Consider the following 25,990-nt stretch of genomic DNA (forward strand, 5'->3'; position numbering starts at 1 on the left):
TAGATTGCGCATACCGCGCATATCGGAAGTGGGTGGCATGGGTCACTGGTTCTCCCGGAACATCGTCGAGCCGGGCAAGCTCCCGATGCTGCTCGCTCTGACCTCCTTCGTCCTGACATTCCTGGTCACCCGCACCGTCACCCGGCTCATCCGGGCGGGGAAGGGACCTTTCCGGAACGTCTCCTCCGGAGGCGTCCACATCCATCACGTCGTACCGGGTGTCGTCCTCACCGTCCTCGGCGGGTTCGGCGCGGTGGGCAGCAGCCGGCACGGCGTCGGCGCGGCGGTCTTCGCGGTCGTCTTCGGGGTCGGCGTGGGGCTCGTCCTGGACGAGTTCGCGCTCATCCTCCATCTCGACGACGTGTACTGGTCCGAGGACGGCCGCAAGAGCGTCGAGGTGGTCGTGCTCACCACGGCCCTCGTGGGACTCACGCTCAGCGGCTTCTCGCCGCTCGGCGTCAACGACATGACCACCGAGGAGCGCCAGGACCGGGTCACCTTCATCCTCAGCCTCGCGCTGAACTTCCTCCTCGTCCTGATCACCCTGGTGAAGGGGAAGTTCCGGATGGCCGTGTTCGGGGCCCTGGTCCCGTTCGTGGCGATCGTCGGGGCGGTCCGCCTGGCCCGTCCCGGCTCCTGGTGGTCCCGGCGCTTCTACCGGAGCCGCCACCGGGCCAGGGCCCGCTCCCGGATCCGTACGTACCGCCACGACAGGCGCTGGACCAAGGTCCGGCGCCGCCTTCAGGACCTGATCGGCGGCTTCCAGGAGCGCGTCCCCGGGCGCGGCTCGACACCGCCGTCCTGACCGCGCCCGCGGCGGACCCGGACGGCGATCAGGACGAGGACGGCGGCGATCGCCGCCAGGTGCTCCTTGCCCGCCAGGTTCGCCTTGACGAACACCTCGACGACCATCGCGACGACCACGAGCCCGCCGGTCCAGTACGCCCGGTAGCGCCAGCAGACGTACACGGCGAGGCCGACCACGGCCGCCGACGGGCCGGTGTCGACGACCTGCGCGTCGGAGGCGGGCAGCCCGAACGGGCTGTCCGGGCCGAGGGCGATGCCCACGCGCGCGTAGAGCGTGCCGGCGAGGGTGGCGAGGTACGCGATGCCGAGCGTCCGCCACCGCCCGATGCAGATCTCGGCGATCCCGAACACCAGCAGCACCTGCGCGAGGGCGCCCCACACCGGCAGGTCGAGGGCGGGGACGAACAGCGAGAGCGGGGTCCGGAGCAGCGAGAGCCACAGCGGGTCCTCGGCCCGTACGGAACCGATGTCCTGGACCGGCTGATAGCCCCAGTCCTGGTTCTGCACGATCTGGAAGAGGGAGGTGAGGCAGACGGCGCCCAGCGTCAGGGGAGCCGCCCTCCACCTCTTCGTGAGGAGTGCCGTCCGTACGGTGGTGAACAGCGGCCCCCACTCGCGGCGGGCGAACTCCCTTGCGGCGTGTCTCAACGGCTGCTCTCCAGATGCCTGCGGTGCAGCCACTTCGGCAGACCGGGGGCCTCCAGGAAGCCCTCGGCCCGACCGGCGGCGAGGCCGATGCGCAGCAGGTCCGCACTCTTCTCGAAGAGCATGAATCGGGGCTCCCAGATCGGTCGGTACTTGGCGTTGGCGCGGTACAGCGACTCGATCTGCCACCAGCGGGAGAAGAAACTGAGCAGTGAGCGCCACAGACGCAGCACGGGTCCCGCCCCGAGCTTCGAGCCACGTTCGAAGACGGAGCGGAACATCGCGAAGTTGAGCGAGACCTGAGTGATCCCGATCTCCTTGGCGCGCTGCAGGAGTTCGATGACCATGAACTCCATCAGGCCGTTCTCGGAGTCCCGGTCACGGCGCATCAGATCCAGCGAGAGCCCCTTCGGCCCCCAGGGGACGAAGGAGAGCAGGGCCCGCAGCTCGCCCCGGTCGTCGGTGCACTCCAGCATCACGCAGCGGCCGTCCCGGGGGTCGCCGAGCCGGCCAAGCGCCATCGAGAAGCCGCGCTCGGTGGCCCCGTCGCGCCAGTCGTCCGCCTTGCGGAGCAGCTCGGCCATCTCGTCGGCGGGGATGTCCTCGTGGCGCCGGATCCGGACCTCGTACCCGGCCCGCTTGACCCGGTTGAAGGCCTGCCGGACGGTCCGCATGGCCCGGCCGTCCAGGGTGAACTCGTCGGTCTCCACGATCGCCTCGTCGCCCAGCTCCAGGGCGTCCAGACCGTGCCGGGCGTAGATGACCCCGGCCTCCTCGCTCGCGCCCATCACCGCCGGGATCCAGCCGTGCTCGCGGGCCTCGGCGAGCCAGGGCTCGATGGCGCCCGGCCAGGCCTCGGGGTCGCCGATCGGATCGCCGGAGGCGAGCGAGACCCCGCCGACCACCCGGTAGGCGATGGCCGCCTTCTCGCTCGGCGACCACACCACGCTCTTCTCGCGGCGCAGCGCGAAGTAGCCGAGGGAGTCGCGCTCGCCCTGCTTGTCGAGCAGGACCCGCAGCCGGTCCTCGTCCTCCTCGGTCAGCGGGTCGACCGCCCGCCGGGAGCGGAAGGCGGCGAAGAGCACCGCGAAGAGCAGCAGCGTGGACATGACGTTGATGGTGACGTCGACCCAGCCGGGGGTGCTGATCCCGGCGACCCCCGAGCTGTCGGAGGCCAGCGTGATCAGCCGCATCACGCCGTACTTCCAGCGCTCCAGGAAGGTGGAGTGGCCGGTGGACTCGTTGGTGACGGTCACCAGGACGGCGGCGAGCAGCGAGGTGACGAGCAGTCCGCCCACGGCCACCCCCGCCGCGAGCCTGGGGTTGGAGCGGTCGCCCTTGGCGTAGAACTCCTTGCGGCCGAGCAGCAGCGCGAGCACGAACGCGGCGGTGAGGATCAGCGAGATCCAGTTCTGGGCGTGCTGCCGGATCTCGGGGAACAGCATCACGAGGGCGAAGAGCAGCAGGAAGAGGCCGCCGAGCACCATGTTGAGGATCCACGCGGCCCGTTTGCGGCGCCGCATGGTGATCGCGAGGAAGAGCGTGAAGACCCCCGAGGCGAAGCCCGCGGTGAGCATGTACGGGGTGAAGTAGTTGTCCTCGTTGTGGCGGCGCAGGTCCTGCCCGAACGAGACCCAGACGGCGCTCAGGAAATTGATGAACGTGACGACACGCAGGTACCAGACGGCGAACGCGGCGCTGCGCCGCGAGCGGGCGGTCGTGCCCCGGGGTGCTGCTTCGGCAGACAAGCGGACTTCTCCCATGAAAAGCGATCATATGGGGCACTGCTTTGCCGTACGGAGACGCCGGAGGCGGCCACGCGCGCGTCGCGCGTGACCGCCCCCGGAGTAGGCCGTTCCGTCCCGCCCGTACTCAGACCTCCGCCGCACCCTCGCCGGCCGGAGTGGTCGGATCCGGACGCTCGGGCAGCTCCGCGGCGAACGCCGCCGCGGCCTGGACGAGGGGAAGTGCGAGCAATGCCCCGGTTCCCTCACCCACATGGACGCCGTGATCGAGCAACGGGTTGAGCGCCATCCGGTCCAAGGCCTTCGCCTGCGCAGGCTCCCCGCTCACCTGACCCGCCAGCCACCAGTCCGGCGCCCGGAACGCCGCCCGCTGCGCCACGAGCGCACAGGCCGCACCCACCACACCGTCCAGGATCACCGGCATCCGCCGCACCGAGGCCTGCAGCAGGAACCCGGTCGTCGCCGCCAGATCCGCCCCGCCGACCGCCGCGAGCAGCTCCAGCTGGTCGCCCAGGACCGGCCGGGCCCGCCGCAGCGCGTCCCGGATCGCCGCGCACTTGCGCATCCACGCCAGATCGTCGATCCCGGCACCGCCCCGGCCGGTCACCACCGAGGCGTCCGTCCCGCACAGCGCCGCGATCAGCGTCGACGCCGCCGTCGTGCCACCGACGCTCAGATCCCCGAGCACCACCAGATCGGTGCCCGAGTCCGCCTCCTCGTCGGCGATCGCCATACCGAGCCGGACCGCCGCCTCGGTCTCCTCGACCGTCAGCGCGTTCTCGATGTCGATCCGGCCGCTGCCGCGCCGCACCCGGTGCCGTACCACCTCGGCGGGCAGCAGCTCGGGGTCGCAGTCCAGGCCGGCGTCCACGACCCGTACCGGCACGCCCGTCGAGCGGGCGAGCACGGCCACCGGGCTCGCCCCGTCGAGCACCGCGCGCACCAGCTCGTACGCCGTACCCGCCGCACGGCCCGACACATCGAGCGAGGCCACCCCGTGGTCGCCCGCGAACAGCACCACCTTCGGCTGCTCGATCGCCCGCACCTTGACCGAGGCCTGGGCCGCGGACAGCCACTCACCCAGCTCGTCGAGCCGGCCCAGCGCCCCCGGCGGCACGGTCAGCCGCTCCCGGCGCTCCTCGGCATCACGCCGTATCCCGCCGTCGGGGCGCTCGATCAGATCGGAGAAGTCGTCCAGGTTCAAGGGTTCCACCCAGTGATCACGTCAGCGAGGTCCATCAGCGATCGGAACCCTACCCGCGCAGCACCAGAGCCTGACCCGCGACCACGAGGACGACCTCCTCGCACTCGTCCGCGAAGGCCGCGTTCAGCCGGCCCAGCTCGTCCCGGAAGCGGCGCCCCGCCGCCGTCCCCGGCACCACCCCCGAGCCGACCTCGTTCGTCACCGTCACGACCGTACGGCCCGTCGCCCGCACAGCCGCCACCAGCTCCGCCGTCCGCTCCCGCAGCGCCGCCTGCCCGCCGTTCCGCCACCGCTCGTCGTCCCAGGCACCCACCCGGTCCATGGCGTCCGTCAGCCACAGCGACAGACAGTCGATCAGCAACGCCGGGCCGTCCTCCGCGAGCAGCGGTACGAGCTCACAGGTCTCGGCCGTACGCCACGAGGCCGGCCGCCGGTCCCGGTGCAGCCCCACCCGCTCGGCCCACTCCGGGTCACCCTCCCTGGTCCCGCCAGTCGCCACGTACAGCACCTCGGGGAAGGTCTCCAGACGCCGCTCGGCCTCCACCGACTTCCCCGACCGCGCCCCGCCCGTCACCAGCGTCCGACGGGGCACCTCCGGCACCTCGTGGTAGTCGCCCACGTACAGCGTCGTCCCGTCCGGCACCGCCCGCGCCCCCGCCGCGGCGAGCTGCCGGTCCAGCTCCGCGCCGGCCGGCGCGTCGTGGTCCAGGTGCACCGCGATCACCTCGGTGGCCGGGCCGACGGCCCCCGTCGTCCGCAGCCGCGCCAGCCCGTCCGGCCGCCCGGTGACATCGGCGACGACCATGTCGTACGGCGCGCGGTGCTCGTCCCCGATCCCCGCGGGCGCACACCCGGGCGGCAGGTACAGCAACCGCTCCCCGTCGGCCGAGGTCACCTCGTACCCGGTCCCGGGGGAGTCCATCGGCACCGCCCGCACCCGGTGCCCGCTGATCAGCGTCAACTCCCGCCCGTCCGGCACCCGAACGGCGGTCGGAAGCCCCGCGGGCACCTCCACGGCGGGCCCGTCGTGCGGATGGGTGAGCAGCACCTGCCGCACCCCCACCAGCGAATGCCCCGACCGGGCGGCGGCGAGCGCGGCGCCGGGGGTCAGATCGAGCAGCAGGGCCCCGTCCACGAGCAGCGAGGTCGCAGCCCTCGCTCGCGCCCCACGAGACAGCGCGCACACGGCGCAGGGGCAGTCGGGGCGGGGGAGTCCGAGCGGGGCGCCGGTGCCGAGCAGAGTCAGTTCCACCCTCAGATCCTCCCGCGCCGCCGCGAGGCGTGCGCGCCCGGCTACGCTGCGGGCAGGAAACCGATCATCCGGTGAGCGCCAGGAGGCTTGCATGGCATGGACGTGGCGGTTCGAGAAGTCCGACGGCACCGAGGTCGAGCCGGTGGTGACGCCGGAGGAGTTCACGACCCAGGGTGACGCGGAGAGCTGGATCGGCGAGAACTGGCGTGACCTCCTGAGCGGCGGCGCGGACCAGGTGACGCTGTCGGAGGACGGGGCGAAGATCTACGGCCCGATGCCGCTGGACGCGGAGGGCTAGAGCACCCCCCGTTGTGGGCAGTCGTTCCGCTGGGGCGGAACGGGTGGGCACGACGGACGGCGCCCCTGCCGGCGCCCGAGGCTTTCGCGCCTGAACCCGCACCCCGTGTGCACCGTCTCTGATGGTGCGGGTCCAGGCGCGGAACGCGGAGACGCCGCTGAGGGCGCCGTCCCGTGTGCCCACCCTCCCCCAAGCTTTCGGCTCCGCTCGAGCAGGGGGACCCCCTCGCCCCGGCGGGACGATTGCCCACACGGGGCGGGGCGCGGGGCCTACGTCTCGCCCAGCGTGACCTCCGCCTTCCGCGTCGTCGTGCCGCGGGTGTACACCACCGTCACCTTGTCCCCCGGCTTCATCGACGCCAGCGCCTCCGCCAGCGACGTGATCGTCGTGATCTCCGTGTCGCCGAGGCGCGTGATCACGTCACCCGGCTTCAGGCCCGCCTGCCCGGCCGCCCCGTCCGGCGGCGCCTCCACCACAGCGACGCCCGCCGGCTCGTAGTTGTCGTCGAGGACCGTACGGCCGGTGATGTTCAGGGCCGCCCGGCCCGAGTCCGTCACCTTGCCGTTCTTGACGATCTGGTCCGCGATCGTCTTCACCGTCGACGCGGGGATCGCGAAGCCGATGCCGGCCGCCGAGCCGCTGCCCAGCTCGGGATCGGTCGCGGCGAGCGTCGGGATGCCGATGACCTCGCTGTCGAGGTTCACCAGGGCACCCCCGCTGTTGCCGGGATTGATCGCCGCCGACGTCTGGACCATGTTCGCGATCGTCGCGCCCGTCCCGCCCCCGGTCCGTCCCTCGCTGACCGTCCGGCCGGTGGCGGAGACGATGCCCTGGGTCACGCTGCCGGACAGGCCCAGCGGGGAGCCCATCGCGAGGACGATCTGCCCCATGTCGACGGAGGCCGAGTTGCCGAACGTCGCCGCCCTCAGCCCCTGCGGCACGCTGTCCAGCTTGAGCACCGCGAGGTCCTGCTCGGGGTAGGAGAAGACGAGCCGCGCCGTCACCGGCTGCCCGCCGGTGGCCGCCGTGACCTTGAAGGACTGCTCCTGGCCGACGACGTGCGCGTTGGTGACGATGTGGCCCTTGCCGTCGTAGACGACCCCGGAGCCGAGGGTGTTCCCCGCCTCGATCTGCACGACCGAGGGCAGGACGTTCTTGATGACCGCCCGGTAGTCGTCCTGGAGCTCGTTGGCGGCGACCGGCGCCGCCGCCTGGGTCGACCGCTCCGCGGCGGCGTCCCCGGCGGAGGAACAGCCGCCGACGAGCGCGACGGCACAGACCCCGGCGGTGAGCGGCGGAAGGAGGCGGCGGGCACGGGACACGTCCATGTCCGGAGTATCCGTTTCCGCCCCGCCCCCGGCCCGGCGAGCGCAGCCGATCAGGCGTGCGCGACCACCGAGCGGGCGTGCGCGACCACCGAGCGGGCGTGCGCGACCACCGAGCGGGCCGGCCCCGGCCCGCAGGACCCGCCGAGGGGCTCGCGTCAGCCCCGTACCCCGCACAGATGCAGCAGGGCCGCGATCCGCCGGTACGGATCCGTGCGCCCCGCCCGGTCCTCGGCGGCGAGCAGCCGGTCCAGCTCCTCGGCGGCGGGCAGACCCGCGTCCGCGGGGACGTCGTCCGTGAAGACCCGCACCCCGTACCAGGCGTGCAGCGGCGCCGCGATTCCCGCGAGCGTCGACGTGAGCGCGTCGAGCCGGTCGGCCCGCACCTTCACGCCGTTGTCGTCCGTGTAGACATCGGAGTCGAAGGCGGCGAGCGCCCCCGACCAGTCCCCGGCGAGCCCCGGCCGCATGGACAGGGCCTCCGCGTTCCGCACCACCAGGGACAGCAGGCCGCCGGGGGCCAGCATCCGGGCCAGGCCCGCGAGCAGCGCGTCCGGCTCGTCCGCGTACATCAGCACGCCGTGGCAGAGGACCACGTCGAAACTGCCGGGCAGGAAGTGCACCCCGGTCTCGCGGCCGTCGCCCTCGATCATCCGGACCCGCTCGCGGATCCCGGCGGGCTCCGTCGCCAGCGACTCGCGGGCCGCCTTCAGGAGGTCGGGGTCGGCCTCAAGACCGGTCACGGTGTGCCCGGCCCGGGCCAGGCGAAGGGCCTGGGTGCCCTGCCCCATGCCCGCGTCGAGGATCCGCAGCCGCTGCCCCACCGGGTAGCGGCCGGTTATCTGCTCGTCGAGCTGACGGGCGACGATCTCCTGCCGGATGGTGTCGCGCAGCCCGCCGGGACCGGCGGGCCAGTGGGCGACGACGGGCAGGACGGGGCCACCCGACTCCGACGTGGCCTCGCCGAACGCGCGCCCGTCGAACTCCGAGCTGTCGGCGCTCAGGGCCGCTCTCCGCGCTTGACCTGCGGCTTCGGCAGACGCAGTCGGCGCATCTGGAGCGTGCGCATCAGGCCGTAGGCGATGGCGCCGCGCTTCGGCTCGTTCGGGAAGCGCTCGTTGAGCTGCTTCCGCAGACGGATCCAGATGCCGATCGAGTCGATGACGATCAGGACGATCACACCGAGCCAGAGCAGCAGGGAGATGTTCTGCAGCCCCCGGTTGGCGTTGCCGAACAGCGACAACACGAGGATCACCACGGCCATCGGCAGGAAGAACTCGGCGATCGCGAACCGCGAGTCGACGAAGTCGCGCACGAAACGGCGGACCGGACCCTTGTCGCGGGCGGGCAGGTAACGCTCGTCGCCGCTGGCCAGCGCCTCGCGCTGCCGGGCCAGGTCCGAGCGGCGTGCCTCGCGCTGACGCTTGGCGGCCTCCTTGCGGTCGGTCGGCACCGTCGCGGCGCGGCGGCGCTGGGTCTGCGCGTCGCTCCGCTTCGGGGTCGGGCGGCCCTTGGGGGCCTCGGGGTCGCGGGGCTGCTTGGTGGAGAGGTCCGCCGTCACCTTGTCGGTGGGGGCCTTCTCGTCCTTCGAACGGCTACGGAACACAAAACCCAAGGGTACGGGGTAGCGGGCATGAACCCCATGCGGGCCGGGAACGATCCGCTAACGGACTGCGTCTTGGGCGGTACGTACGAAGGACGGCGCGGGGATCTCCCGGAGATCCGTCTACTCCCTGCGCGGGAGGGAACACCGCGCGCAGTCGTCCTTGGGGAGGAGCGCATCCCGCTCCGAACAGTGCGGTAATGGAGACAGGGCCCGTAGTGTGGATCCTGTTGAAGAGCTGGAGCCGAGTCCGTCAGAAGGGGGCGCGCGAAGCCCATGAGCGGTGTCATGAAGCGTATGGGGATGATCTTCCGCGCGAAGGCGAACAAGGCCCTTGACCGGGCCGAGGATCCGCGCGAGACGCTCGATTACTCCTACCAGAAGCAGCTGGAGCTGCTGCAGAAGGTGCGCCGGGGCGTCGCCGACGTCGCCACCTCCCGCAAGCGGCTCGAACTCCAGCTGAACCAGCTGCAGGGCCAGTCCGCCAAGCTGGAGGACCAGGGCCGCAAGGCCCTCGCCCTCGGCCGCGAGGACCTCGCCCGCGAGGCGCTGTCCCGGCGGGCCGCGCTCCAGCAGCAGGTCAGCGACCTGGAGGTGCAGCACCAGACGCTGCAGGGCGAGGAGGAGAAGCTCACCCTCGCCGCCCAGCGCCTCCAGGCCAAGGTGGACGCCTTCCGCACCAAGAAGGAGACCATCAAGGCGACCTACACGGCGGCCCAGGCGCAGACCCGGATCGCCGAGTCCTTCTCCGGCATCTCCGAGGAGATGAGCGACGTCGGTCTGGCGATCCAGCGGGCCGAGGACAAGACCGCCCAGCTCCAGGCGCGCGCCGGCGCGATCGACGAGCTCCTCGCCTCGGGCGCGCTCGACGACCAGTCGGGCCTGGCCAAGGACGACATCCAGGCGGAGCTCGACCGGCTGTCCGGGGGCACGGACGTCGAGCTGGAGCTCCAGCGGATGAAGGCCGAGCTGGCCGGCGGCCCCTCGGCGCAGCAGCAGGCCATCGAGGGCGGTGGCGCGGCCGCGCCGCAGGACCGCACTCAGCAGCAGTCCCACCCGCGCTTCGAGAAGTAGGCGACAGACAGGACGCGTCATGATCGTACGGATCATGGGGGAGGGCCAGTGGAAGCTGGCCGACAGCCACTTCGTCGAGCTGAACAAGCTCGACGACGAGCTGCTGGCCGAGATGGAGGCGGGGGACGAGGAAGGCTTCCGGCGGACGCTGGGCGCCCTCCTCGGCGCGGTCCGCCGCCTCGGTTCGCCCCTTCGGGACGACGCCCTGGAGCCCTCGGAACTGATCCTCCCGGAGCCGGGGGCGACGCTGGAAGAGGTCCGCGCCATGCTCTCCGACGACGGCCTGATCCCAGGCTGACGCCCCCACCGCCACGCGCCCGGAGCCCGCGCCCGGCTGGGCGGCGCCCACCCGCCCGTGTGCGCCCGCGCCCGTGCGGGGCGGCGCCCGTCCGCCGTGTGGGCAATCGTCCCGCTGGGGCGATGGGGGTCCCCCAAGCTCTCGGCTCCGCTCGAGCAGGGGGGACCCCCATCGCCCCTTGCGGAACGTCTGCCCACAACGGGGTGGGTGCCGCCCCGTACCGTGGACTCCCGTGACCCCCACCGGCCCCGCCACCGCCCGTCTCCGCGACTGGTTCCACGCGCACCCGCTCGCGTTCGACGCGACCATCGCGGCCGGCGCGCTCGTCGCCATGATCGCCGGGTCCTTCACCGACCCGCACGGCAGCCCGGACGGGCCGACGTTCGGGGATCACCGCCCCGACCTGTGGAGCGTGCTGATCATGATCGCGGGCGCGGCCGCACTCGTGATGCGCCGCCGCAGCCCCTTCGTCGTGCTCGGCTTCACCGTCACGATCAGCCTCTTCGAGCTCGTCAACGACAACCGCCCCGCCCCGATCGCCATGAGCGCCGTCGTCGCGCTCTACACGGTCGCCTCCCGCACCGACCGCCCCACCACCTGGCGGGTGGGCCTCGTCACGATGGCGGTGCTGACCGCCGCCGCGATGGTCTTCGGGCCCACCCACTGGTACGCGCAGGAGAACCTCGGCGTCTTCGCCTGGACCGGGATGGCCGCGGCCGCCGGGGACGCCGTCCGCAGCCGCCGGGCCTTCGTCGACGCGATCCGGGAGCGCGCCGAGCGGGCCGAGCGGACCCGCGAGGAGGAGGCCGGGCGGCGGGTCGCCGAGGAGCGGCTGCGCATCGCCCGGGACCTCCACGACGTCGTCGCCCACCACATCGCCCTGGTGAACGTCCAGGCCGGCGTCGCCGCCCACGTCATGGACAAGCGCCCCGACCAGGCCAAGGAGGCCCTCGCGCACGTCCGCGAGGCCAGCCGTTCCGCCCTGGACGAGCTGCGCGCCACCGTCGGCCTGCTCCGCCAGTCCGGCGACCCGGAGGCCCCCACCGAGCCCGCCCCGGGCCTCGCCGTCCTCGACGGGCTGCTCGACAGCTTCCGCAAGGCCGGTCTCCCCGTCGCCCTGGCCCGCGCGGACGAGGGCCTGACGCTGCCGGCGACCGTCGACCTCGCCGCGTACCGGATCGTGCAGGAGGCCCTGACGAACGTCCGCAAGCACGCGGGACCGGACGCGAAGGCCGAGGTGAGCGTCGTCCGGGTGGGCCGTACGGTCGAGATCACCGTCCTCGACAACGGCACGCCCCCGGCCGTCCCGCCCCAGGCCGCCGAGCAGCCCCCGGTCGGCGGCCACGGACTGCTCGGCATGCGGGAGCGGGTCGGCGCGCTCGGCGGCACCCTCACCGCGGCCCCCCGCTACGGCGGCGGCTTCCGCGTCCAGGCGATACTGCCGGTGACGTCCCGCACGGGGGAGGACAGCACATGACGATCCGGGTACTGCTCGCCGACGACCAGGCCCTGCTCCGCAGCGCCTTCAAGGTCCTGGTGGACTCCGAGCCCGACATGGAGGTCGTCGGGGAGGCGCCCGACGGCGCCGAGGCGGTCGCGCTCGCCCGGGCCACGCGGCCCGACGTCGTCCTGATGGACATCCGCATGCCGGGCACCGACGGCCTCGCCGCCACTCGGATGATCACCGCCGATCCCGAGCTCGCGGACGTACGGATCGTCATGCTGACCACCTTCGAGGTCGACGAGTACGTCGTGCAGTCGCTGCGCGCCGGAGCCTCCGGCTTCCTCGGCAAGGGGGCCGAACCGGAGGAGCTCCTCGGCGCGATCCGGATCGCGCACGCCGGGGAGGCGCTGCTCTCCCCGGCCGCCACCAAGGGGCTGATCGCCACCTTCCTCGCGCAGGGCTCGGGCGCGGAGGCCGCCGGCGAGGGAGCCGGGGCGCGCTCCGAGCGGCTCGCCGCGCTGACCGCCCGGGAACGGGAGGTCCTCGTCCTGGTCGCGGGCGGCCTCTCCAACGACGAGATCGCCGAACGGCTCGACGTCAGCCCGCTCACGGTGAAGACGCATGTCAACCGGACGATGGCCAAGCTCGGCGCCCGCGACCGGGCGCAGCTGGTGGTCACGGCGTACGAGTCCGGTCTCGTACGCCCCCGGGTGGAGTGAGCGCGTACTCCAGACGCGGTATGCGCGGCGTAAAGAAGTGGACCCGGGGGCCGAGGACTTCCGGCCGGGGATGGCAGATCGTATAGGCGGGGGGCACCTCCGGCGGATCCAGCGGGTCCGGCCGGGGTCTTGGCTGCTCCCGCATGTCGACGAGTACGCCACAGAAGAGAGACCCCATGTCCTGGCTGTCCAGATTCAGCCTCGCGCAAAGGGCCCTGATCGGGCTGATGTCCATCGTCGCGATCGTGTTCGGGGCGATCGCGATCCCGCAGCTGAAGCAGCAGCTGCTGCCCTCGATCGAGCTCCCCATGGTGTCGGTCCTGGCCCCGTACCAGGGCGCCTCTCCCGACGTGGTCGAGAAGCAGGTCGTCGAGCCGCTGGAGAACAGCCTCAAGGCCGTCGACGGCCTGAAGTCGGTCACCGCGACCGCCTCCGAGGGCAGCGCCGTCATCATGGCCTCCTTCGACTACGGCGACGAGTCGACGAAGCAGCTCGTCGCCGACGTGCAGCAGGCCGTGAACCGTGCCCGCGCGCAGCTCCCCGACAGCGTCGACCCGCAGGTGATCGCCGGTTCGACGGACGACATGCCGACCGTCGTCCTCGCCGCCTCCTCGGACAAGGACCCGCAGGCGCTCGCCGACCAGCTGCAGCAGACCGTCGTCCCCGCCCTGGAGGACATCGAGGGCGTCGGCCGGGTGCAGATCGACGGCGTCCAGGACCTCCAGGTCTCCGTCACCCCGGACGAGCGCAAGCTCGCCGCGGCCGGACTGAACACCATGAAGCTCGCCGAGGCCCTGCGCTCCGGCGGCGTCACGATGCCGGCCGGCGCCTTCTCGGAGGCCGGCAAGTCCCGCACGATCCAGGTCGGCGGCGGCTACACCTCGCTCCGGCAGATCGAGGACCTGCGCATCCCCGCGGCCGTCCCCGGCAAGAGCAGGGCCGTACGCCTCGGGGACGTCGCCACCGTGAAGCAGGAGGAGTCGCCGCGCGTCTCCCTCACGCGCACGAACGGCAAGCCCAGCCTCGCCGTCTTCGCCACCATGGACAAGGACGGCAGTGCCGTCGCGATCTCCGACGCCGTCGAGGAGAAGCTGCCCGAGCTGCGCCGCGACCTCGGCGCCGGCGCCGAGCTGACCGTGGTCTCCGACCAGGGCCCGGCCGTCGCGAAGGCCGTCTCCGGCCTGACCACGGAGGGCGCGCTCGGCCTCGTCATGGCCGTCCTGGTGATCCTGGTCTTCCTCGCCTCGCTCCGCTCGACGCTGGTGACCGCGGTCTCCATCCCGCTCTCGGTCGTCCTCGCCCTCATCGTGCTGTGGACCCGCGACCTCTCGCTGAACATGCTGACGCTCGGCGCGCTCACCATCGCCATCGGCCGGGTCGTCGACGACTCGATCGTGGTCCTGGAGAACATCAAGCGTCACCTGGGCTACGGCGAGGAGCGCCAGGCCGCGATCCTCACCGCGGTCCGCGAGGTGGCGGGCGCCGTCACCTCCTCGACGCTCACCACCGTCGCCGTGTTCCTGCCGATCGGTCTGGTCGGCGGCATCGTCGGCGAGATGTTCGGCTCCTTCTCCCTGACGGTGACGGCGGCCCTGCTCGCCTCGCTGCTCGTCTCCCTGACCGTGGTCCCGGTGCTCTCGTACTGGTTCCTGCGCGCCCCCAAGGGCACCTCGCAGGACCCGGAGGAGGCCCGTCGCCTGGCCGAGGAGAAGGAGGAGAAGAGCCGTCTCCAGCGTGCGTACGTGCCGGTCCTGCGGTTCGCGACCCGGCGCCGGCTCACCAGCGTCGCCATCGCCCTCGTCGTCCTGGTCGTCACCTTCGGCATGGGCGGCCTCCTGAAGACGAACTTCTTCGACCCGGGCGAGCAGGAGGTGCTCAGCATCAAGCAGGAGCTGGCGCCGGGCACCAGCCTGGGTGCCTCCGACGAGGCCGCGAAGAAGGTCGAGAAGGTCCTCGCGGAGACCGAGGGCGTCAAGGACTACCAGGTCACCGTCGGCTCCTCCGGCTTCATGGCGGCCTTCGGCGGCGGCACCGGCTCCAACCAGGCCTCCTACAAGGTGAGCCTGGAGGACTCCGCCTCGTACGAGAAGACCCGTGACGCCATCGAGAAGGGCCTCGGCACCCTCGACGGGATCGGCGACACCACCATCGCGGCCGGCGACGGCTTCGGCTCCCAGAACCTGAGCGTGGTCGTCAAGGCCGCCGACGCTGAGGTCCTCAAGAAGGCCTCCGAGCAGGTCCGGTCGGCGGTCGCCGGGCTCAAGGACGTCACGGACGTCCAGAGCGACCTCTCGCAGTCCGTCCCCCGGATCTCCGTGAAGGCGAACGCCAAGGCGGCCGACGCCGGCTTCGACACCACCTCGCTCGGCGCGGTCGTCGCCCAGGCCGTCCGGGGCACCCCGGCCGCCAAGGCGATCCTCGACGACAGCGAGCGGGACGTCCTCATCACCTCGGCGCACCCGGCGACCACCCTGGCCTCGCTCAGGGCGCTGCCGCTCGGCCCGGTGAAGCTCGGCGACATCGCCACCGTCGAGCTGGTCCCCGGCCCGGTCTCGATGACCCGGATCGACGGCGCGCGCGCCGCGACGATCACGGCCAAGCCGGTCGGCGACAACACCGGTGCGGTGGGCGCCGCCCTCCAGACGAAGCTCAAGGCGCTCGACCTGCCCGAGGGCGCCACGGCCACCGTCGGAGGCGTCACCGCGGACCAGTCCGACGCCTTCCTCAACCTGTTCCTGGCGATGCTCGCGGCCGTCGCGATCGTCTTCATGCTCCTGGTGGCGACCTTCCGCTCGCTGATCCAGCCGCTGATCCTGCTGGTCTCGATCCCGTTCGCGGCGACCGGCGCGATCGGTCTGCTCGTGGTCACCGGCACGGCGATGGGCGTCCCGGCGATGATCGGCATGCTGATGCTCATCGGCATCGTCGTCACCAACGCGATCGTCCTGATCGACCTGATCAACCAGTACCGGGCGCAGGGCCTGGGCGTCGTCGAAGCGGTGGTCGAGGGCGGCCGGCACCGGCTCCGCCCGATCCTGATGACCGCCCTGGCGACGATCTTCGCGCTGCTGCCGATGGCCCTCGGCGTCACGGGCGAGGGCGGCTTCATCGCCCAGCCGCTGGCCGTGGTGGTGATCGGCGGTCTGATCACCTCGACGCTGCTGACCCTGCTCCTCGTCCCGACGCTCTACGCGATGGTGGAGCTGCGCAAGGAGCGCCGGAGGCTGAAGAAGGCCGGGAAGGCCGCTGCGGACCTCGTCGAGGGGGTCGACAGCGTCCTGGACGTCCTGGGCGCCTGACCCGTACGGCATGAGGAAAGGGCGCCCCGCGATGTGCGGGGCGCCCCTTCCGGCGTACGTACGGGAGAACCGTTACGGCAGCGCCAGCATCCGCTCCAGGGCGAGCTTGGCGAAGCTCTCCGTCTCCTTGTCGACCTGGATCTGGTTGACGAGGTTGCCCTCGGCCAGGGACTCCAGGGTCCAGACCAGGTGCGGGAGGTCGATGCGGTTCATGGTCGAGCAGAAGCAGACCGTCTTGTCGAGGAAGACGATCTCCTTGCCCTGGTCGGCGTAACGGTTCGCCAGCCGGCGGACGAGGTTCAGCTCGGTGCCGATCGCCCACTTGGAACCGGCCGGGGCCGCCTCCAGGGTGTTGATGATGTACTCGGTCGAGCCCACGTAGTCCGCGGCCGCGACGACCTCGTGCTTGCACTCGGGGTGGACGAGCACGTTCACGCCGGGGATGCGCTCGCGGACGTCGTTCACCGAGTCCAGCGAGAAGCGGCCGTGCACCGAGCAGTGGCCCCGCCAGAGGATCATCTTGGCGGCGCGCAGCTCCTCGACGGTGAGACCGCCGTTCGGCTTGTGCGGGTTGTAGAGCACGCAGTCGTCCAGGGACATGCCCATGTCGCGGACGGCGGTGTTGCGGCCCAGGTGCTGGTCCGGCAGGAACAGGACCTTTGTCGTGCCGGGCTCGCCCTGCTCGAAGGCCCAGTTCAGGGCCCGCTCCGCGTTGGACGAGGTGCAGATCGTGCCCCCGTGCTTGCCGGTGAAGGCCTTGATGTCGGCCGAGGAGTTCATGTACGAGACGGGCACGACCTGCTCGGCGATGCCGGCCTCGGTCAGCACGTCCCAGCACTCGGCGACCTGCTCGGCGGTGGCCATGTCGGCCATCGAGCAGCCGGCCGCGAGGTCGGGCAGGACGACCTTCTGGTCGTCGCCGGTGAGGATGTCGGCCGACTCCGCCATGAAGTGGACACCGCAGAACACGATGTACTCGGCCTCCGGCTTGGCGGCGGCGTCGCGCGCGAGCTTGAAGGAGTCACCGGTCACGTCGGCGAACTGGATGACCTCGTCGCGCTGGTAGTGGTGACCGAGCACGAAGACCTTGTCCCCGAGCTTCTCCTTCGCGGCGCGGGCGCGCTCCACGAGGTCCGGGTCGGAGGGCGACGGCAGGTCGCCGGGACACTCCACGCCGCGCTCGCTCTTCGGGTCGGCTTCGCGACCGAGCAGGAGCAGGGCGAGCGGCGTCGGCTGCACATCCAGGGGCTGGGCGGTGGTCACGTCACGCACCCTTTCTTCGGGGTCTTCGGGAAACGCTTTTCGTCGAAATGACGCTATCTATCATAACCGCTTCACGTCAGGATGACGATGGCCATAGTGTCGATGTGACGAATTCGCTGTCCGCGCTCCTGGACATGGTGTGCGAGCATGAAAGAGGGAAGACCCCACTCGGCCCGGAATGAATCCGGGGCACCGTCGGTTGCAACCGTCGGCAAGCAGTCTCCGTACACACCGGGAGAGAAGCAGATGTCCGTATCGGACGAGAAGACCACTGTCAGCGACGGCATCCTCCTGTCCGACGCCGCCGCGGCCAAGGTCAAGGCCCTCCTCGAACAGGAAGGCCGCGAGGACCTGGCCCTGCGCGTCGCCGTTCAGCCCGGCGGCTGCTCCGGCCTGCGTTACCAGCTGTTCTTCGACGAGCGCTCGCTCGACGGCGACGTCGTGAAGGACTTCGACGGCGTCAAGGTCGTCACCGACCGCATGAGCGCCCCGTACCTGGGCGGCGCGTCGATCGACTTCGTCGACACCATCGAGAAGCAGGGCTTCACCATCGACAACCCGAACGCCACGGGCTCCTGCGCCTGCGGCGACTCGTTCAGCTAAGCCTGTACGAACGTGAGGGCGGCGGCCCCGGGAGCTCCCCGGGCCGCCGCCCTCACGCGTACCCGCCCGCGCGGGCTCAGTGACGCGGCACGGCCTGACCGCTCGCCGCGTCCACCACGGTCCGCCCACCCAGCGGGCTCTGGAGCGTCACGGTCAGCGTGATCTCCTTGGCGATCGCGATGCACATCGTGTCGGGGTCGGACTTCTCCTCGATCCGCACCGTCACCTTCTCCGGGGTCTCGACGGCCTTCGCGGTGTACGTGGCGCACACCCCGCCGAAGAAGGTGAGAGACAGCTTCCGGCCGTCGTCCGCCGTCCGGTACGACTCGATCTGCTGGGGCCTCGTGACCGGCGAGGGCTTCGCCGGCGGCGCCAGGTACTCCGGGGCCACCGCCGTCTCCGTCACCGTGTACGGCGCCCCGTCCACCGGGTCCGCCGTGAACAGCCAGGTGGGCACGAGCAGCCGCTCGCCCGCCACGTCCTTGGCGGCCAGGCCGAAGACGGCGGCCGTCACCGGGACCTCGGTCGGCGGCACCGTGTCGACGGCCGACCGGCAGGGCGCGGCGGGCTCGTCCTTGCCGCTCCCCTCGACCTCCGCTGCCGCCGGCGGGTCGGTCGCGCAGCCGCCGATGCCGATCGGGCCCGTGCCCTTCGAGTCCTCGTTCAGCTCGGCGAGCGCCTTCGCCGCCCCGATCACCGGGTACGTGTCGCCCTTCACCGGCTCCTTCAGCATCCCGCTCCCGGCGAACACCCGGCCGTTCGCGGCGACGTGCAGCCCCGTCGACCAGCCGTAGGTCGGCAGCCCGCCCACCACCGGATCGGCGTTGACCACCCGCACCGAAGTCATGATCACCTGGGTCGCGGTCACCTTCGCGTCGTCCTGGCCCAGCGCCTTGAGGACGGGGGCGGCCGCCGCCTTCGCCGCCGCCTCGCTCACCGGCGAACCACCGCGCGAGGGCTTCGTCTCTCCCGGCGGCGGGCACTCCTTGCCCTTGAGGCAGGAGTCACCGACCGGGCCGCCGTCGTACCAGGAGAACGACCAGCTCCCGGGAGCCTTACGGGCCACGTCGAGGCGCGGCCCCGAACCGTCCTTCTCGGGCGCGATCGTCCAGACGTCCCCGACGAGGGAGGGCCGGCCCTCGACGCCGAGCGCCTCGGCCAGCCTGGTCACCTCGGCCGAGGTGACCAGGCCCTCGGGCCGGTGGACCGCGGCCGAGGCGGGCCCTTGGGGGAGGGGGCCCTTGGCTTTGTAGACCGTTCCGTTCGAACCGCCGCCCGGGTCGGGCTCACCGGGCGCGATCCCGGGACCGCCGCCCGTCTCCCCGCCGCCGCCCTCCAGGCGCAGGGGCGGAGGCGCCGCGACCGTGTCGCCGGCCTTGCCGCCCACCGCGACCGGCGTCGCCTTGCCGGGCGCCGTCGCCGCGACGGCGAGATAGACGCCACCGCCCCCGGCGAGCAGCACACCCGCCGCCACCGAGGCGGCGAGGACGTTCCGTCGCCTCCGTACGTTCTCCGTACCGCTCACCGCAATGCTCCCTCGTCTCGACCGGACGCCGATGGGACGGAGCGGAGGGGCGGACGGTTCCGTCCGTCAGCCGCCGTACTCGGCGGTGGCGTCGATCAGCCGGGCCGAGGCCGCCGGAACGACCACGCCGTGGATCGACGCGGGGGAGACCGGCAGGGGCTTGGGGGAGACCGGGGTGACCCAGTGGGGGGCCATCCGAGCACCGTCCCCGCGCAGCTGGGCGAGGCTCAACTCGGACTCGTGTCGCTCACGGGGAGCGGGGTACGTGGTCATGGGCGCACCGTATGCACCACACCACTCCGGGGAAAAGGCCTACTCTGGGGTAGTTTCCACTGTTCGGCAGGGCGCGCCCCACCCGGTAGCGTGAACTGTCGCCCCTTTCGAGCGCTTCGCGCGCCCTACCGAATTCGCAGGAGCACCCCGCCGTGCGTATCGCAGTCACCGGCTCCATCGCCACCGACCACCTCATGACCTTCCCCGGCCGGTTCGCCGACCAGCTGGTGGCCGACCAGCTCCACACGGTGTCCCTCTCCTTCCTCGTCGACAACCTCGACGTCCGCCGGGGCGGCGTCGGCCCCAACATCTGCTTCGGCATGGGCCAGCTCGGCGGCAACCCGATCCTGGTCGGCGCGGCCGGCTACGACTTCGACGAGTACCGCGCGTGGCTCGACCGGCACGGTGTCGACACCGGCTCGGTGCGGATCTCCGAGGTCCTGCACACGGCGCGCTTCGTCTGCACCACGGACAAGGACCACAACCAGATCGGCTCCTTCTACACCGGCGCCATGAGCGAGGCCCGGCTGATCGAGCTCAAGGCCGTCGCGGACCGCGTGGGCGGCCTCGACCTCGTCCTCATCGGCGCCGACGACCCCGAGGCGATGCTCCGCCACACCGAGGAGTGCAAGACCCGGGAGATCCCCTTCGCCGCGGACTTCTCGCAGCAGATCGCGCGGATGGACGGCGAGGAGATCCGTACGCTCCTGGACGGCGCCACCTACCTCTTCTCCAACGAGTACGAGAAGGGCCTCATCGAGTCCAAGACCGGCTGGACCGAGGCGGAGATCCTCTCCCGCGTCGGCCACCGCGTCACCACGCTCGGCTCGCGCGGGGTGCGCATCGAGCGGGTCGGCGAGACGCCCATCGAGGTCGGCTGCCCCGAGGAGACGGCCAAGGTCGACCCCACCGGCGTCGGCGACGCCTTCCGCGCGGGCTTCCTGACGGGACTGTCGTGGGGCGTCGGCCTCGAGCGCGCCGCGCAGGTCGGCTGCATGCTGGCGACGCTGGTCATCGAGACGCTGGGCACGCAGGAGTACACGCTGCGGCGGGCGAACTTCATGGAGCGCTTCACGAAGGCGTACGGCGAGGACGCAGCGACGGAGGTCCAGTCCCACCTCCTCTGAACCCGGGGCCGCGCCGCCCGTCGTGGACACCCGTTCCACCCGGGCGGCGCCCACCCGCCGCCCCGTTGTGGTCATGCGTTCCGCCGGGGCGATGGGGGTCCCCTCCTCCGCCAAGCTCTCGGCTTCGGTCGAGCAGGGCGGACCCCCATCGCCCCAGCGGGACGATTGCCCACACGGGGGGTGTGGTGGGCGCCGCCCACCGGGGCGTGAGGTCCCGGGGCGGTTACGACACGCGGCGGACCACGTACGCCACCCCACCCCGCGCCGAAGGCTCCTCGCCCACGTACTCCTGCCCCCGCATCTCGCACCACGCCGGAATGTCGAGCCGCGCCGCCTCGTCGTCCGACAGCACCGTCACCGTCCCGCCCACCGGCACCTCCCCGATCACCTTCGCGAGTTCGATCACCGGGATCGGGCAGCGCTTGCCCAGGGAGTCCACGACGAGCGACCCCGCGGACGCCGGGGCGGACGGTACGGCTTCGGGGGCGCCGAGCCGTTCCCGTACGCCCGCCACCACCCCCGGGAGCACGGCGAGGAAACGGTCCACGTCCTCCTCCGTCGTGCCGGCCGGCAGGGACACCCGGACGTTCCCCTCGCTCAGCACCCCCATCGCGCGCAGCACATGGCTGGGCGTCAGCGTCGAACTCGTGCACGACGAACCGGACGAAACGGAGAAGCCCTCCCGGTCCAGCTCGTGAAGCAGCGTCTCCCCGTCGACGTACAGGCAGGAGAAGGTGACGAGGTGGGGGAGCCGGCGCACCGGGTCGCCCACCACCTCCACGTCCGGCACCAGCTCCGGCACCCGCGCCCGAATCCGGTCCACCAGGGCCCGCAGCCGCGCCCCCTCCGCGGCCGCCTCCGCCCGGACGGCCCGCAGCGAGGCCGCCGCCGCCACGATCGCCGGCAGGTTCTCGAAGCCCGGAGCCCGGCCCGACTCCCGCTCGTCGGACGGGCCTTGGGGAGCGAACCTGACGCCCTTGCGCACCGCGAGGAGGCCGACGCCCGCCGGACCGCCCCACTTGTGCGCGCTCGCCGCGAGCAGCGACCAGCCGCCGTCCACCGGACCCCAGCCCAGCGACTGGGCCGCGTCCACGAGCAGCGGCACCCCCGCCGCCCGGCAGGCCTCGGCGACCTCGGCCACCGGCTGCTCGGTGCCCACCTCGTGGTTGGCCGACTGGAGGCAGGCCAGGGCCGTGCCGGAGTCGAGCGCCGCCGCGAACACGGACGCGTCCACCGCGCCCGAGCGCGCCACCGGCACCTCGGTCACCGTGCCGCCCGCAGCCGCGTGTGTCTCTCCCGCGTGCAGGACGGAGGAGTGTTCGACCGCGGAGACCACGAGCCGGTTTCCGACACGCCGACGTCCCGCGAGCGCGCCGGAGATTCCGGCGTGAACCGCGCGCGTCCCCGAAGGAGTGAATACGAGCTCGTCCGGGCGACACCCCACGGCCTCCGCCGCGGCCTCCCGGGCCGCGTCGAGCAGCAGCCGGGCCCGCCGGCCCTCCCGGTAGAGCCGGGCCGGGTCGGCCCAGCCCTCGTCCAGGGACGCGAGCAGCGCCTGACGGGCGACGGGGTGCAGGGGAGCGGCGGACGCGGCGTCGAAGTACGGCATCCATCCACCGTAGAACGCCCGGATCCCCCACCACGGCCCCGGGCACCCCGGCACGCCCCGAGCCCCCGCGACCCGGGCACCCGGGCGTGTGCCGAGCCCCTGCGGCCCGAGGTCCCCGCCGCTCGCCGAGCCCCCGCGACCCGGGCACCCCTGCACGCCCCGAGCCCCCGCGACCCGGGCGCCCGGGCCTGCGCCGAGCCCCTGCGGCCCGAGGTCCCCGCCGCTCGCCGAGCCCCCGCGACCCGGGCACCCCTGCACGCCCCGAGCCTCCGCGACCCGGGCACCCGGGCGTGTGCCGAGCCCCTGCGGCCCGAGGTCCCCGCCGCTCGCCGAGCCTCCGCGACCCGGGCACCCCTGCACGCCCCGAGCCCCCGCGACCCGAGCACCCCTGCACGCCCCGAGCCCCCGCGACCCGGGCACCCGGGCCTGCGCCGAGCCCCTGCGGCCCGAGGTCCCCACCGCTCGCCGAGCCCCCGCCGCCAGACCTCCCGCCCCCCGATGACCCCCCGTCAGAACCTCGCCCCCGCGCCCCGGCAGGCCGCCGAACGGGCGTGCCCCACCCCCCTCCGGAAGGACGGAGTCCACCCCTTCGGGGACTCGGACGGCGCGTTGGGCACCCTCCCCGCGCGACCCCAAATAGCGTCCAGTAGGGTTTGGTCCGCATAAACATCCAAACCCCTGCCCGCGGCCGGGGCGGCGACCGACCAGCGAGACGGACGGCCGTGGCCGACCAACGCGGGCCGAGACTCTCGGGAAGGCGCTACGTGAGTCCCAACGGCTCCGACCGCTCGTCGCGGCGCCCGATGCGGCGGAAGCTGCCGCAGGTGCTGACTGCGGGCCTGATCCTGGCGACAGCCACGGGCTGCTCGTACAACTGGGAAGACTTCCCCCGCCTTGGCATGCCCACCCCCGTCACGGAAGAGGCCCCTCGGATCCTCTCCCTGTGGCAGGGCTCCTGGGCCGCCGCCCTCATCACGGGCGTCCTGGTGTGGGGCCTGATCCTCTGGGCCACCATCTTCCACCGGCGCAGCCGGACCAAGGTCGAGGTACCTCCGCAGACCCGTTACAACATGCCCATCGAGGCCCTGTACACGGTCACCCCGCTCATCATCGTCTCGGTGCTCTTCTACTTCACCGCGCGCGACGAGTCGAAGCTCCTCGAGCTCACCCCGAAGCCGCCCCACACGGTCAACGTGGTCGGCTACCAGTGGAGCTGGGGCTTCAACTACGTCGAGAACGTGCCCGGTGTTCAGGGCGACGCCAAGACGGACAAGAACCTCGCCACGATCCCGGACAAGTTCCTCGAGGACTTCCCGGAGAACGCGGGCGGTGTCTACGACGCCGGCATCCCCGGCGACCGGAACCCGCAGACCGGCAACCCGGGCCCGACCCTGTGGCTGCCGAAGGGTGAGAAGGTCCGGTTCGTCCTGACCTCCCGTGACGTCATCCACTCGTTCTGGGTGGTCCCCTTCCTCATGAAGCAGGACGTCATCCCGGGTCACACCAACTCCTTCGAGGTGACTCCGACGCAGGAGGGCACCTTCCTCGGCAAGTGCGCCGAGCTGTGCGGTGTCGACCACTCCCGGATGCTCTTCAACGTCAAGGTGGTCTCCCCGGAGCGCTACCAGCAGCACCTGAAGGAGCTGGCCGAGAAGGGGCAGACCGGCTACATTCCGTCCGGCATCGAGCAGACGGACCCGGCTAGGAATGCGGAGAAGCACCAACTGTGAGCATCCCCAACGAAACCCAGGGTGCCGCCGCAGCTGAGGACTCGTACGAGAACGAGCTGCCCGTACGGCGCAAGCAGCCCGGCAACGTGGTCATCAAGTGGCTCACCACCACGGACCACAAGACCATCGGTACGTTGTACCTGGTCACGTCGTTCGTCTTCTTCTGCATCGGCGGACTCATGGCGCTCTTCATGCGCGCCGAGCTGGCCCGTCCGGGTACGCAGATCATGTCGAACGAGCAGTTCAACCAGGCGTTCACGATGCACGGCACGATCATGCTGCTGATGTTCGCGACGCCGCTGTTCGCCGGATTCGCGAACTGGATCATGCCGCTGCAGATCGGCGCGCCCGACGTGGCGTTCCCGCGGCTGAACATGTTCGCGTACTGGCTGTACCTCTTCGGCTCGATCATCGCGGTGGCCGGCTTCCTCACCCCGCAGGGTGCGGCCGACTTCGGCTGGTTCGCCTACTCCCCGCTGTCGGACGCCGTCCGCTCGCCGGGTGTCGGCGCCGACATGTGGATCATGGGTCTGGCCTTCTCCGGCTTCGGCACGATCCTCGGCTCGGTCAACTTCATCACCACGATCATCTGCATGCGCGCTCCGGGCATGACGATGTTCCGCATGCCGATCTTCGTCTGGAACGTCCTGCTGACCGGTGTCCTGGTCCTGCTGGCCTTCCCGGTCCTGGCGGCCGCGCTGTTCGCCCTGGAGGCGGACCGCAAGTTCGGTGCCCACGTCTTCGACGCGGCGAACGGCGGAGCACTGCTCTGGCAGCACCTCTTCTGGTTCTTCGGACACCCAGAGGTGTACATCATCGCCCTGCCGTTCTTCGGCATCATCTCCGAGGTCATCCCGGTCTTCAGCCGCAAGCCGATGTTCGGCTACATCGGTCTGGTGGCCGCGACCATCGCGATCGCCGGTCTGTCCGTGACCGTGTGGGCGCACCACATGTACGTCACCGGTGGCGTGCTCCTCCCGTTCTTCTCCTTCATGACGTTCCTCATCGCCGTACCGACCGGCGTGAAGTTCTTCAACTGGATCGGAACGATGTGGAAGGGCTCGCTGTCCTTCGAGACCCCGATGCTCTGGGCCGTCGGCTTCCTGATCACCTTCACCTTCGGTGGTCTGACCGGCGTCATCCTGGCCTCGCCCCCGATGGACTTCCACGTCTCCGACTCGTACTTCGTCGTGGCGCACTTCCACTACGTCATCTTCGGCACCGTCGTCTTCGCGATGTTCTCCGGCTTCCACTTCTGGTGGCCGAAGTTCACCGGCAAGATGCTCGACGAGCGCCTCGGCAAGATCACGTTCTGGACGCTGTTCGTGGGCTTCCACGGCACGTTCCTGGTGCAGCACTGGCTCGGTGCCGAGGGCATGCCGCGTCGTTACGCGGACTACCTCGACGCCGACGGCTTCACCGCGCTGAACACGATCTCGACGATCTCCTCGTTCCTGCTCGGTCTGTCGATCCTGCCGTTCTTCTACAACGTCTGGAAGACCGCCAAGTACGGCAAGAAGATCGAGGTCGACGACCCGTGGGGCTACGGCCGTTCGCTCGAGTGGGCGACCTCCTGCCCGCCGCCGCGGCACAACTTCCTCACCCTGCCGCGGATCCGTTCGGAATCCCCGGCGTTCGACCTGCACCACCCTGAGATCGCGGCTGTCGACCAGCTCGAGAACAAGCCGCACGAGGCCGCGGCCCTCACGGGCAGCAAGGAGGCCGGCAAGTGAAGATCCAGGGCAAGATGTTCATCTGGCTGAGCGTCTTCATCCTTGCCATGGCGATCCTCTACGGCGTCTGGTCCAAGGAGCCGGTCGGTACGACGGCGCTCTTCCTGGCCTTCGGCCTGGCCATCATGATCGGCTACTACCTGGCCTTCACGGCCAAGCGTGTCGACGCGATGGCGCAGGACGACAAGGAGGCCGACGTCGCGGACGAGGCCGGTGAGGTGGGCTTCTTCGCCCCGCACAGCTGGCAGCCGCTCTCGCTGGCCGTCGGCGGCGCGCTCGCCTTCCTCGGCATCGCGATGGGCTGGTGGATCCTGTACTTCTCCGCCCCGCTGATCCTCGTCGGCCTGTTCGGCTGGGTCTTCGAGTTCTACCGCGGCGAGAACCAGAACCAGTAGCGGTACCCCGCTCCGCACC

23 protein-coding genes are annotated in these 25,990 nt (G+C 71.6%); 12 read left to right on the plus strand and 11 right to left on the minus strand.

Translation table 11 applies throughout. From position 1 onward, the window contains the following. Positions 1 to 37: 37 nt before the first annotated feature. Positions 38 to 805 (plus strand): hypothetical protein, encoded by a 768-nt coding sequence (locus tag ACF07V_RS09945; RefSeq protein ID WP_392152854.1) that lies wholly within the window; start codon positions 38 to 40, stop codon positions 803 to 805. Here ACF07V_RS09945 and ACF07V_RS09950 read toward each other — a convergent pair. The 4 genes from ACF07V_RS09950 to ACF07V_RS09965 form a co-directional block, all read right to left on the minus strand. Beyond that, positions 742 to 1,455 carry a hypothetical protein gene (locus ACF07V_RS09950; RefSeq protein ID WP_392152856.1) on the minus strand — a complete coding sequence of 238 codons (714 nt, stop codon included), beginning with the start codon at positions 1,453 to 1,455 and terminating at the stop codon, positions 742 to 744. The genes ACF07V_RS09945 and ACF07V_RS09950 overlap by 64 nt on opposite strands. Continuing rightward, positions 1,452 to 3,215 carry a phosphatidylglycerol lysyltransferase domain-containing protein gene (locus ACF07V_RS09955; protein ID WP_392152858.1) on the minus strand — a complete coding sequence of 588 codons (1,764 nt, stop codon included), beginning with the start codon at positions 3,213 to 3,215 and terminating at the stop codon, positions 1,452 to 1,454. Before ACF07V_RS09955 ends, ACF07V_RS09950 begins: the two co-directional genes overlap by 4 nt. A 109-nt stretch (positions 3,216 to 3,324) precedes the next feature. Beyond that, positions 3,325 to 4,401: a nicotinate-nucleotide--dimethylbenzimidazole phosphoribosyltransferase gene (gene cobT / locus ACF07V_RS09960; RefSeq protein ID WP_392152860.1), complete on the minus strand. Its 1,077-nt coding sequence runs from the start codon at positions 4,399 to 4,401 to the stop codon at positions 3,325 to 3,327. A 49-nt stretch (positions 4,402 to 4,450) separates the two neighbouring features. Then, a complete protein-coding gene (locus ACF07V_RS09965; RefSeq protein WP_392152861.1) occupies positions 4,451 to 5,653 on the minus strand; it encodes a bifunctional adenosylcobinamide kinase/adenosylcobinamide-phosphate guanylyltransferase in 1,203 nt (400 codons plus the stop codon). Between the two features lie 91 nt (positions 5,654 to 5,744). On the opposite strand from ACF07V_RS09965, the gene ACF07V_RS09970 reads away from it, so the two are divergent. Next, positions 5,745 to 5,951, plus strand: a complete 207-nt coding sequence (locus ACF07V_RS09970; RefSeq protein WP_392152863.1) for a hypothetical protein — start codon at positions 5,745 to 5,747, stop codon at positions 5,949 to 5,951. A gap of 269 nt (positions 5,952 to 6,220) precedes the next feature. On the opposite strand, the gene ACF07V_RS09975 is transcribed toward ACF07V_RS09970, so the two are convergent. From ACF07V_RS09975 to ACF07V_RS09985, 3 genes are all read right to left on the minus strand, one after another. Continuing rightward, entirely contained in the window at positions 6,221 to 7,279 is a 1,059-nt protein-coding gene (locus ACF07V_RS09975; protein ID WP_392152864.1) for a S1C family serine protease, read from the minus strand. A 155-nt stretch (positions 7,280 to 7,434) separates the two neighbouring features. After that, positions 7,435 to 8,169 carry a class I SAM-dependent methyltransferase gene (locus ACF07V_RS09980; protein WP_392153423.1) on the minus strand — a complete coding sequence of 245 codons (735 nt, stop codon included), beginning with the start codon at positions 8,167 to 8,169 and terminating at the stop codon, positions 7,435 to 7,437. A gap of 107 nt (positions 8,170 to 8,276) precedes the next feature. After that, a complete protein-coding gene (locus ACF07V_RS09985) occupies positions 8,277 to 8,882 on the minus strand; it encodes a DUF3043 domain-containing protein (protein WP_392152865.1) in 606 nt (201 codons plus the stop codon). A gap of 273 nt (positions 8,883 to 9,155) precedes the next feature. Between ACF07V_RS09985 and ACF07V_RS09990 the strand changes: the two genes are divergently transcribed. The 5 genes from ACF07V_RS09990 (at position 9,156) to ACF07V_RS10010 (ending at position 15,713) form a co-directional block, all read left to right on the plus strand. Then, positions 9,156 to 9,953 carry a PspA/IM30 family protein gene (locus ACF07V_RS09990; protein WP_189802190.1) on the plus strand — a complete coding sequence of 266 codons (798 nt, stop codon included), beginning with the start codon at positions 9,156 to 9,158 and terminating at the stop codon, positions 9,951 to 9,953. 19 nt (positions 9,954 to 9,972) lie between these two features. After that, positions 9,973 to 10,251 (plus strand): hypothetical protein, encoded by a 279-nt coding sequence (locus tag ACF07V_RS09995; protein WP_392152866.1) that lies wholly within the window; start codon positions 9,973 to 9,975, stop codon positions 10,249 to 10,251. Positions 10,252 to 10,483: 232 nt separating this feature from the next. Beyond that, positions 10,484 to 11,728 carry a sensor histidine kinase gene (locus tag ACF07V_RS10000; RefSeq protein WP_392152868.1) on the plus strand — a complete coding sequence of 415 codons (1,245 nt, stop codon included), beginning with the start codon at positions 10,484 to 10,486 and terminating at the stop codon, positions 11,726 to 11,728. Next, the gene (locus ACF07V_RS10005; RefSeq protein WP_392152870.1) at positions 11,725 to 12,414 is read left to right on the plus strand and encodes a response regulator; all 690 of its coding nucleotides are present in this window, start codon (positions 11,725 to 11,727) and stop codon (positions 12,412 to 12,414) included. Before ACF07V_RS10000 ends, ACF07V_RS10005 begins: the two co-directional genes overlap by 4 nt. Positions 12,415 to 12,590: 176 nt before the next feature. Continuing rightward, positions 12,591 to 15,713, plus strand: coding sequence for an efflux RND transporter permease subunit (locus tag ACF07V_RS10010; protein WP_392152871.1), 3,123 nt, complete (start codon positions 12,591 to 12,593; stop codon positions 15,711 to 15,713). A 72-nt stretch (positions 15,714 to 15,785) separates the two neighbouring features. Here the strand turns inward: ACF07V_RS10010 and nadA are convergent, their stop codons facing one another. After that, entirely contained in the window at positions 15,786 to 16,985 is a 1,200-nt protein-coding gene (gene nadA, locus ACF07V_RS10015) for a quinolinate synthase NadA (protein WP_392152873.1), read from the minus strand. A 237-nt stretch (positions 16,986 to 17,222) separates the two neighbouring features. Here nadA and ACF07V_RS10020 point away from each other — a divergent pair, with 237 nt between their 5' ends. Next, the gene (locus tag ACF07V_RS10020) at positions 17,223 to 17,579 is read left to right on the plus strand and encodes an iron-sulfur cluster assembly accessory protein (RefSeq protein ID WP_073806813.1); all 357 of its coding nucleotides are present in this window, start codon (positions 17,223 to 17,225) and stop codon (positions 17,577 to 17,579) included. A gap of 76 nt (positions 17,580 to 17,655) precedes the next feature. Here the strand turns inward: ACF07V_RS10020 and ACF07V_RS10025 are convergent, their stop codons facing one another. Both ACF07V_RS10025 and ACF07V_RS10030 read right to left on the minus strand, forming a co-directional pair. Then, positions 17,656 to 19,104: a hypothetical protein gene (locus tag ACF07V_RS10025; RefSeq protein ID WP_392152874.1), complete on the minus strand. Its 1,449-nt coding sequence runs from the start codon at positions 19,102 to 19,104 to the stop codon at positions 17,656 to 17,658. A gap of 66 nt (positions 19,105 to 19,170) precedes the next feature. Next, positions 19,171 to 19,377, minus strand: coding sequence for a hypothetical protein (locus tag ACF07V_RS10030; protein WP_369143815.1), 207 nt, complete (start codon positions 19,375 to 19,377; stop codon positions 19,171 to 19,173). A gap of 152 nt (positions 19,378 to 19,529) precedes the next feature. Here ACF07V_RS10030 and ACF07V_RS10035 point away from each other — a divergent pair, with 152 nt between their 5' ends. Next, positions 19,530 to 20,504, plus strand: coding sequence for a carbohydrate kinase family protein (locus ACF07V_RS10035; protein WP_392152875.1), 975 nt, complete (start codon positions 19,530 to 19,532; stop codon positions 20,502 to 20,504). 223 nt (positions 20,505 to 20,727) lie between these two features. On the opposite strand, the gene ACF07V_RS10040 is transcribed toward ACF07V_RS10035, so the two are convergent. Beyond that, positions 20,728 to 22,113: a cysteine desulfurase/sulfurtransferase TusA family protein gene (locus tag ACF07V_RS10040; RefSeq protein WP_392152877.1), complete on the minus strand. Its 1,386-nt coding sequence runs from the start codon at positions 22,111 to 22,113 to the stop codon at positions 20,728 to 20,730. 764 nt (positions 22,114 to 22,877) lie between these two features. Here ACF07V_RS10040 and coxB point away from each other — a divergent pair. Genes coxB through ACF07V_RS10055 form a run of 3 tightly spaced genes read left to right on the plus strand, consistent with a single transcriptional unit; the run spans position 22,878 to position 25,971 of the window. Beyond that, a complete protein-coding gene (gene coxB, locus ACF07V_RS10045; RefSeq protein WP_392152878.1) occupies positions 22,878 to 23,843 on the plus strand; it encodes a cytochrome c oxidase subunit II in 966 nt (321 codons plus the stop codon). Beyond that, the gene (ctaD, locus tag ACF07V_RS10050; protein ID WP_392152880.1) at positions 23,840 to 25,576 is read left to right on the plus strand and encodes a cytochrome c oxidase subunit I; all 1,737 of its coding nucleotides are present in this window, start codon (positions 23,840 to 23,842) and stop codon (positions 25,574 to 25,576) included. Before coxB ends, ctaD begins: the two co-directional genes overlap by 4 nt. Further along, on the plus strand, positions 25,573 to 25,971 hold the full coding sequence (locus ACF07V_RS10055; protein ID WP_190157189.1) for a cytochrome c oxidase subunit 4: 399 nt from the start codon (positions 25,573 to 25,575) through the stop codon (positions 25,969 to 25,971). Before ctaD ends, ACF07V_RS10055 begins: the two co-directional genes overlap by 4 nt. Positions 25,972 to 25,990: the final 19 nt, after the last annotated feature.

The sequence above is a fragment of the Streptomyces sp. NPDC015661 genome, from assembly GCF_043077765.1.
Classification (GTDB): domain Bacteria; phylum Actinomycetota; class Actinomycetes; order Streptomycetales; family Streptomycetaceae; genus Streptomyces.

Bases quoted from the DNA above. Each gene is read 5' to 3' on its own strand.
- ACF07V_RS09970 (WP_392152863.1), top strand. From the start codon at position 5,745: ATGGCATGGACGTGGCGGTTCGAGAAGTCCGACGGCACCGAGGTCGAG.
- ACF07V_RS09945 (WP_392152854.1), top strand. From the start codon at position 38: ATGGGTCACTGGTTCTCCCGGAACATCGTCGAGCCGGGCAAGCTCCCG.
- ACF07V_RS10030 (WP_369143815.1), bottom strand. From the start codon at position 19,377: ATGACCACGTACCCCGCTCCCCGTGAGCGACACGAGTCCGAGTTGAGC.
- ACF07V_RS10005 (WP_392152870.1), top strand. From the start codon at position 11,725: ATGACGATCCGGGTACTGCTCGCCGACGACCAGGCCCTGCTCCGCAGC.
- ACF07V_RS10020 (WP_073806813.1), top strand. From the start codon at position 17,223: ATGTCCGTATCGGACGAGAAGACCACTGTCAGCGACGGCATCCTCCTG.
- ACF07V_RS09955 (WP_392152858.1), bottom strand. From the start codon at position 3,215: ATGGGAGAAGTCCGCTTGTCTGCCGAAGCAGCACCCCGGGGCACGACC.
- ACF07V_RS10010 (WP_392152871.1), top strand. From the start codon at position 12,591: ATGTCCTGGCTGTCCAGATTCAGCCTCGCGCAAAGGGCCCTGATCGGG.
- ACF07V_RS10040 (WP_392152877.1), bottom strand. From the start codon at position 22,113: ATGCCGTACTTCGACGCCGCGTCCGCCGCTCCCCTGCACCCCGTCGCC.
- ACF07V_RS09990 (WP_189802190.1), top strand. From the start codon at position 9,156: ATGAGCGGTGTCATGAAGCGTATGGGGATGATCTTCCGCGCGAAGGCG.
- ACF07V_RS09995 (WP_392152866.1), top strand. From the start codon at position 9,973: ATGATCGTACGGATCATGGGGGAGGGCCAGTGGAAGCTGGCCGACAGC.
- ACF07V_RS09975 (WP_392152864.1), bottom strand. From the start codon at position 7,279: ATGGACGTGTCCCGTGCCCGCCGCCTCCTTCCGCCGCTCACCGCCGGG.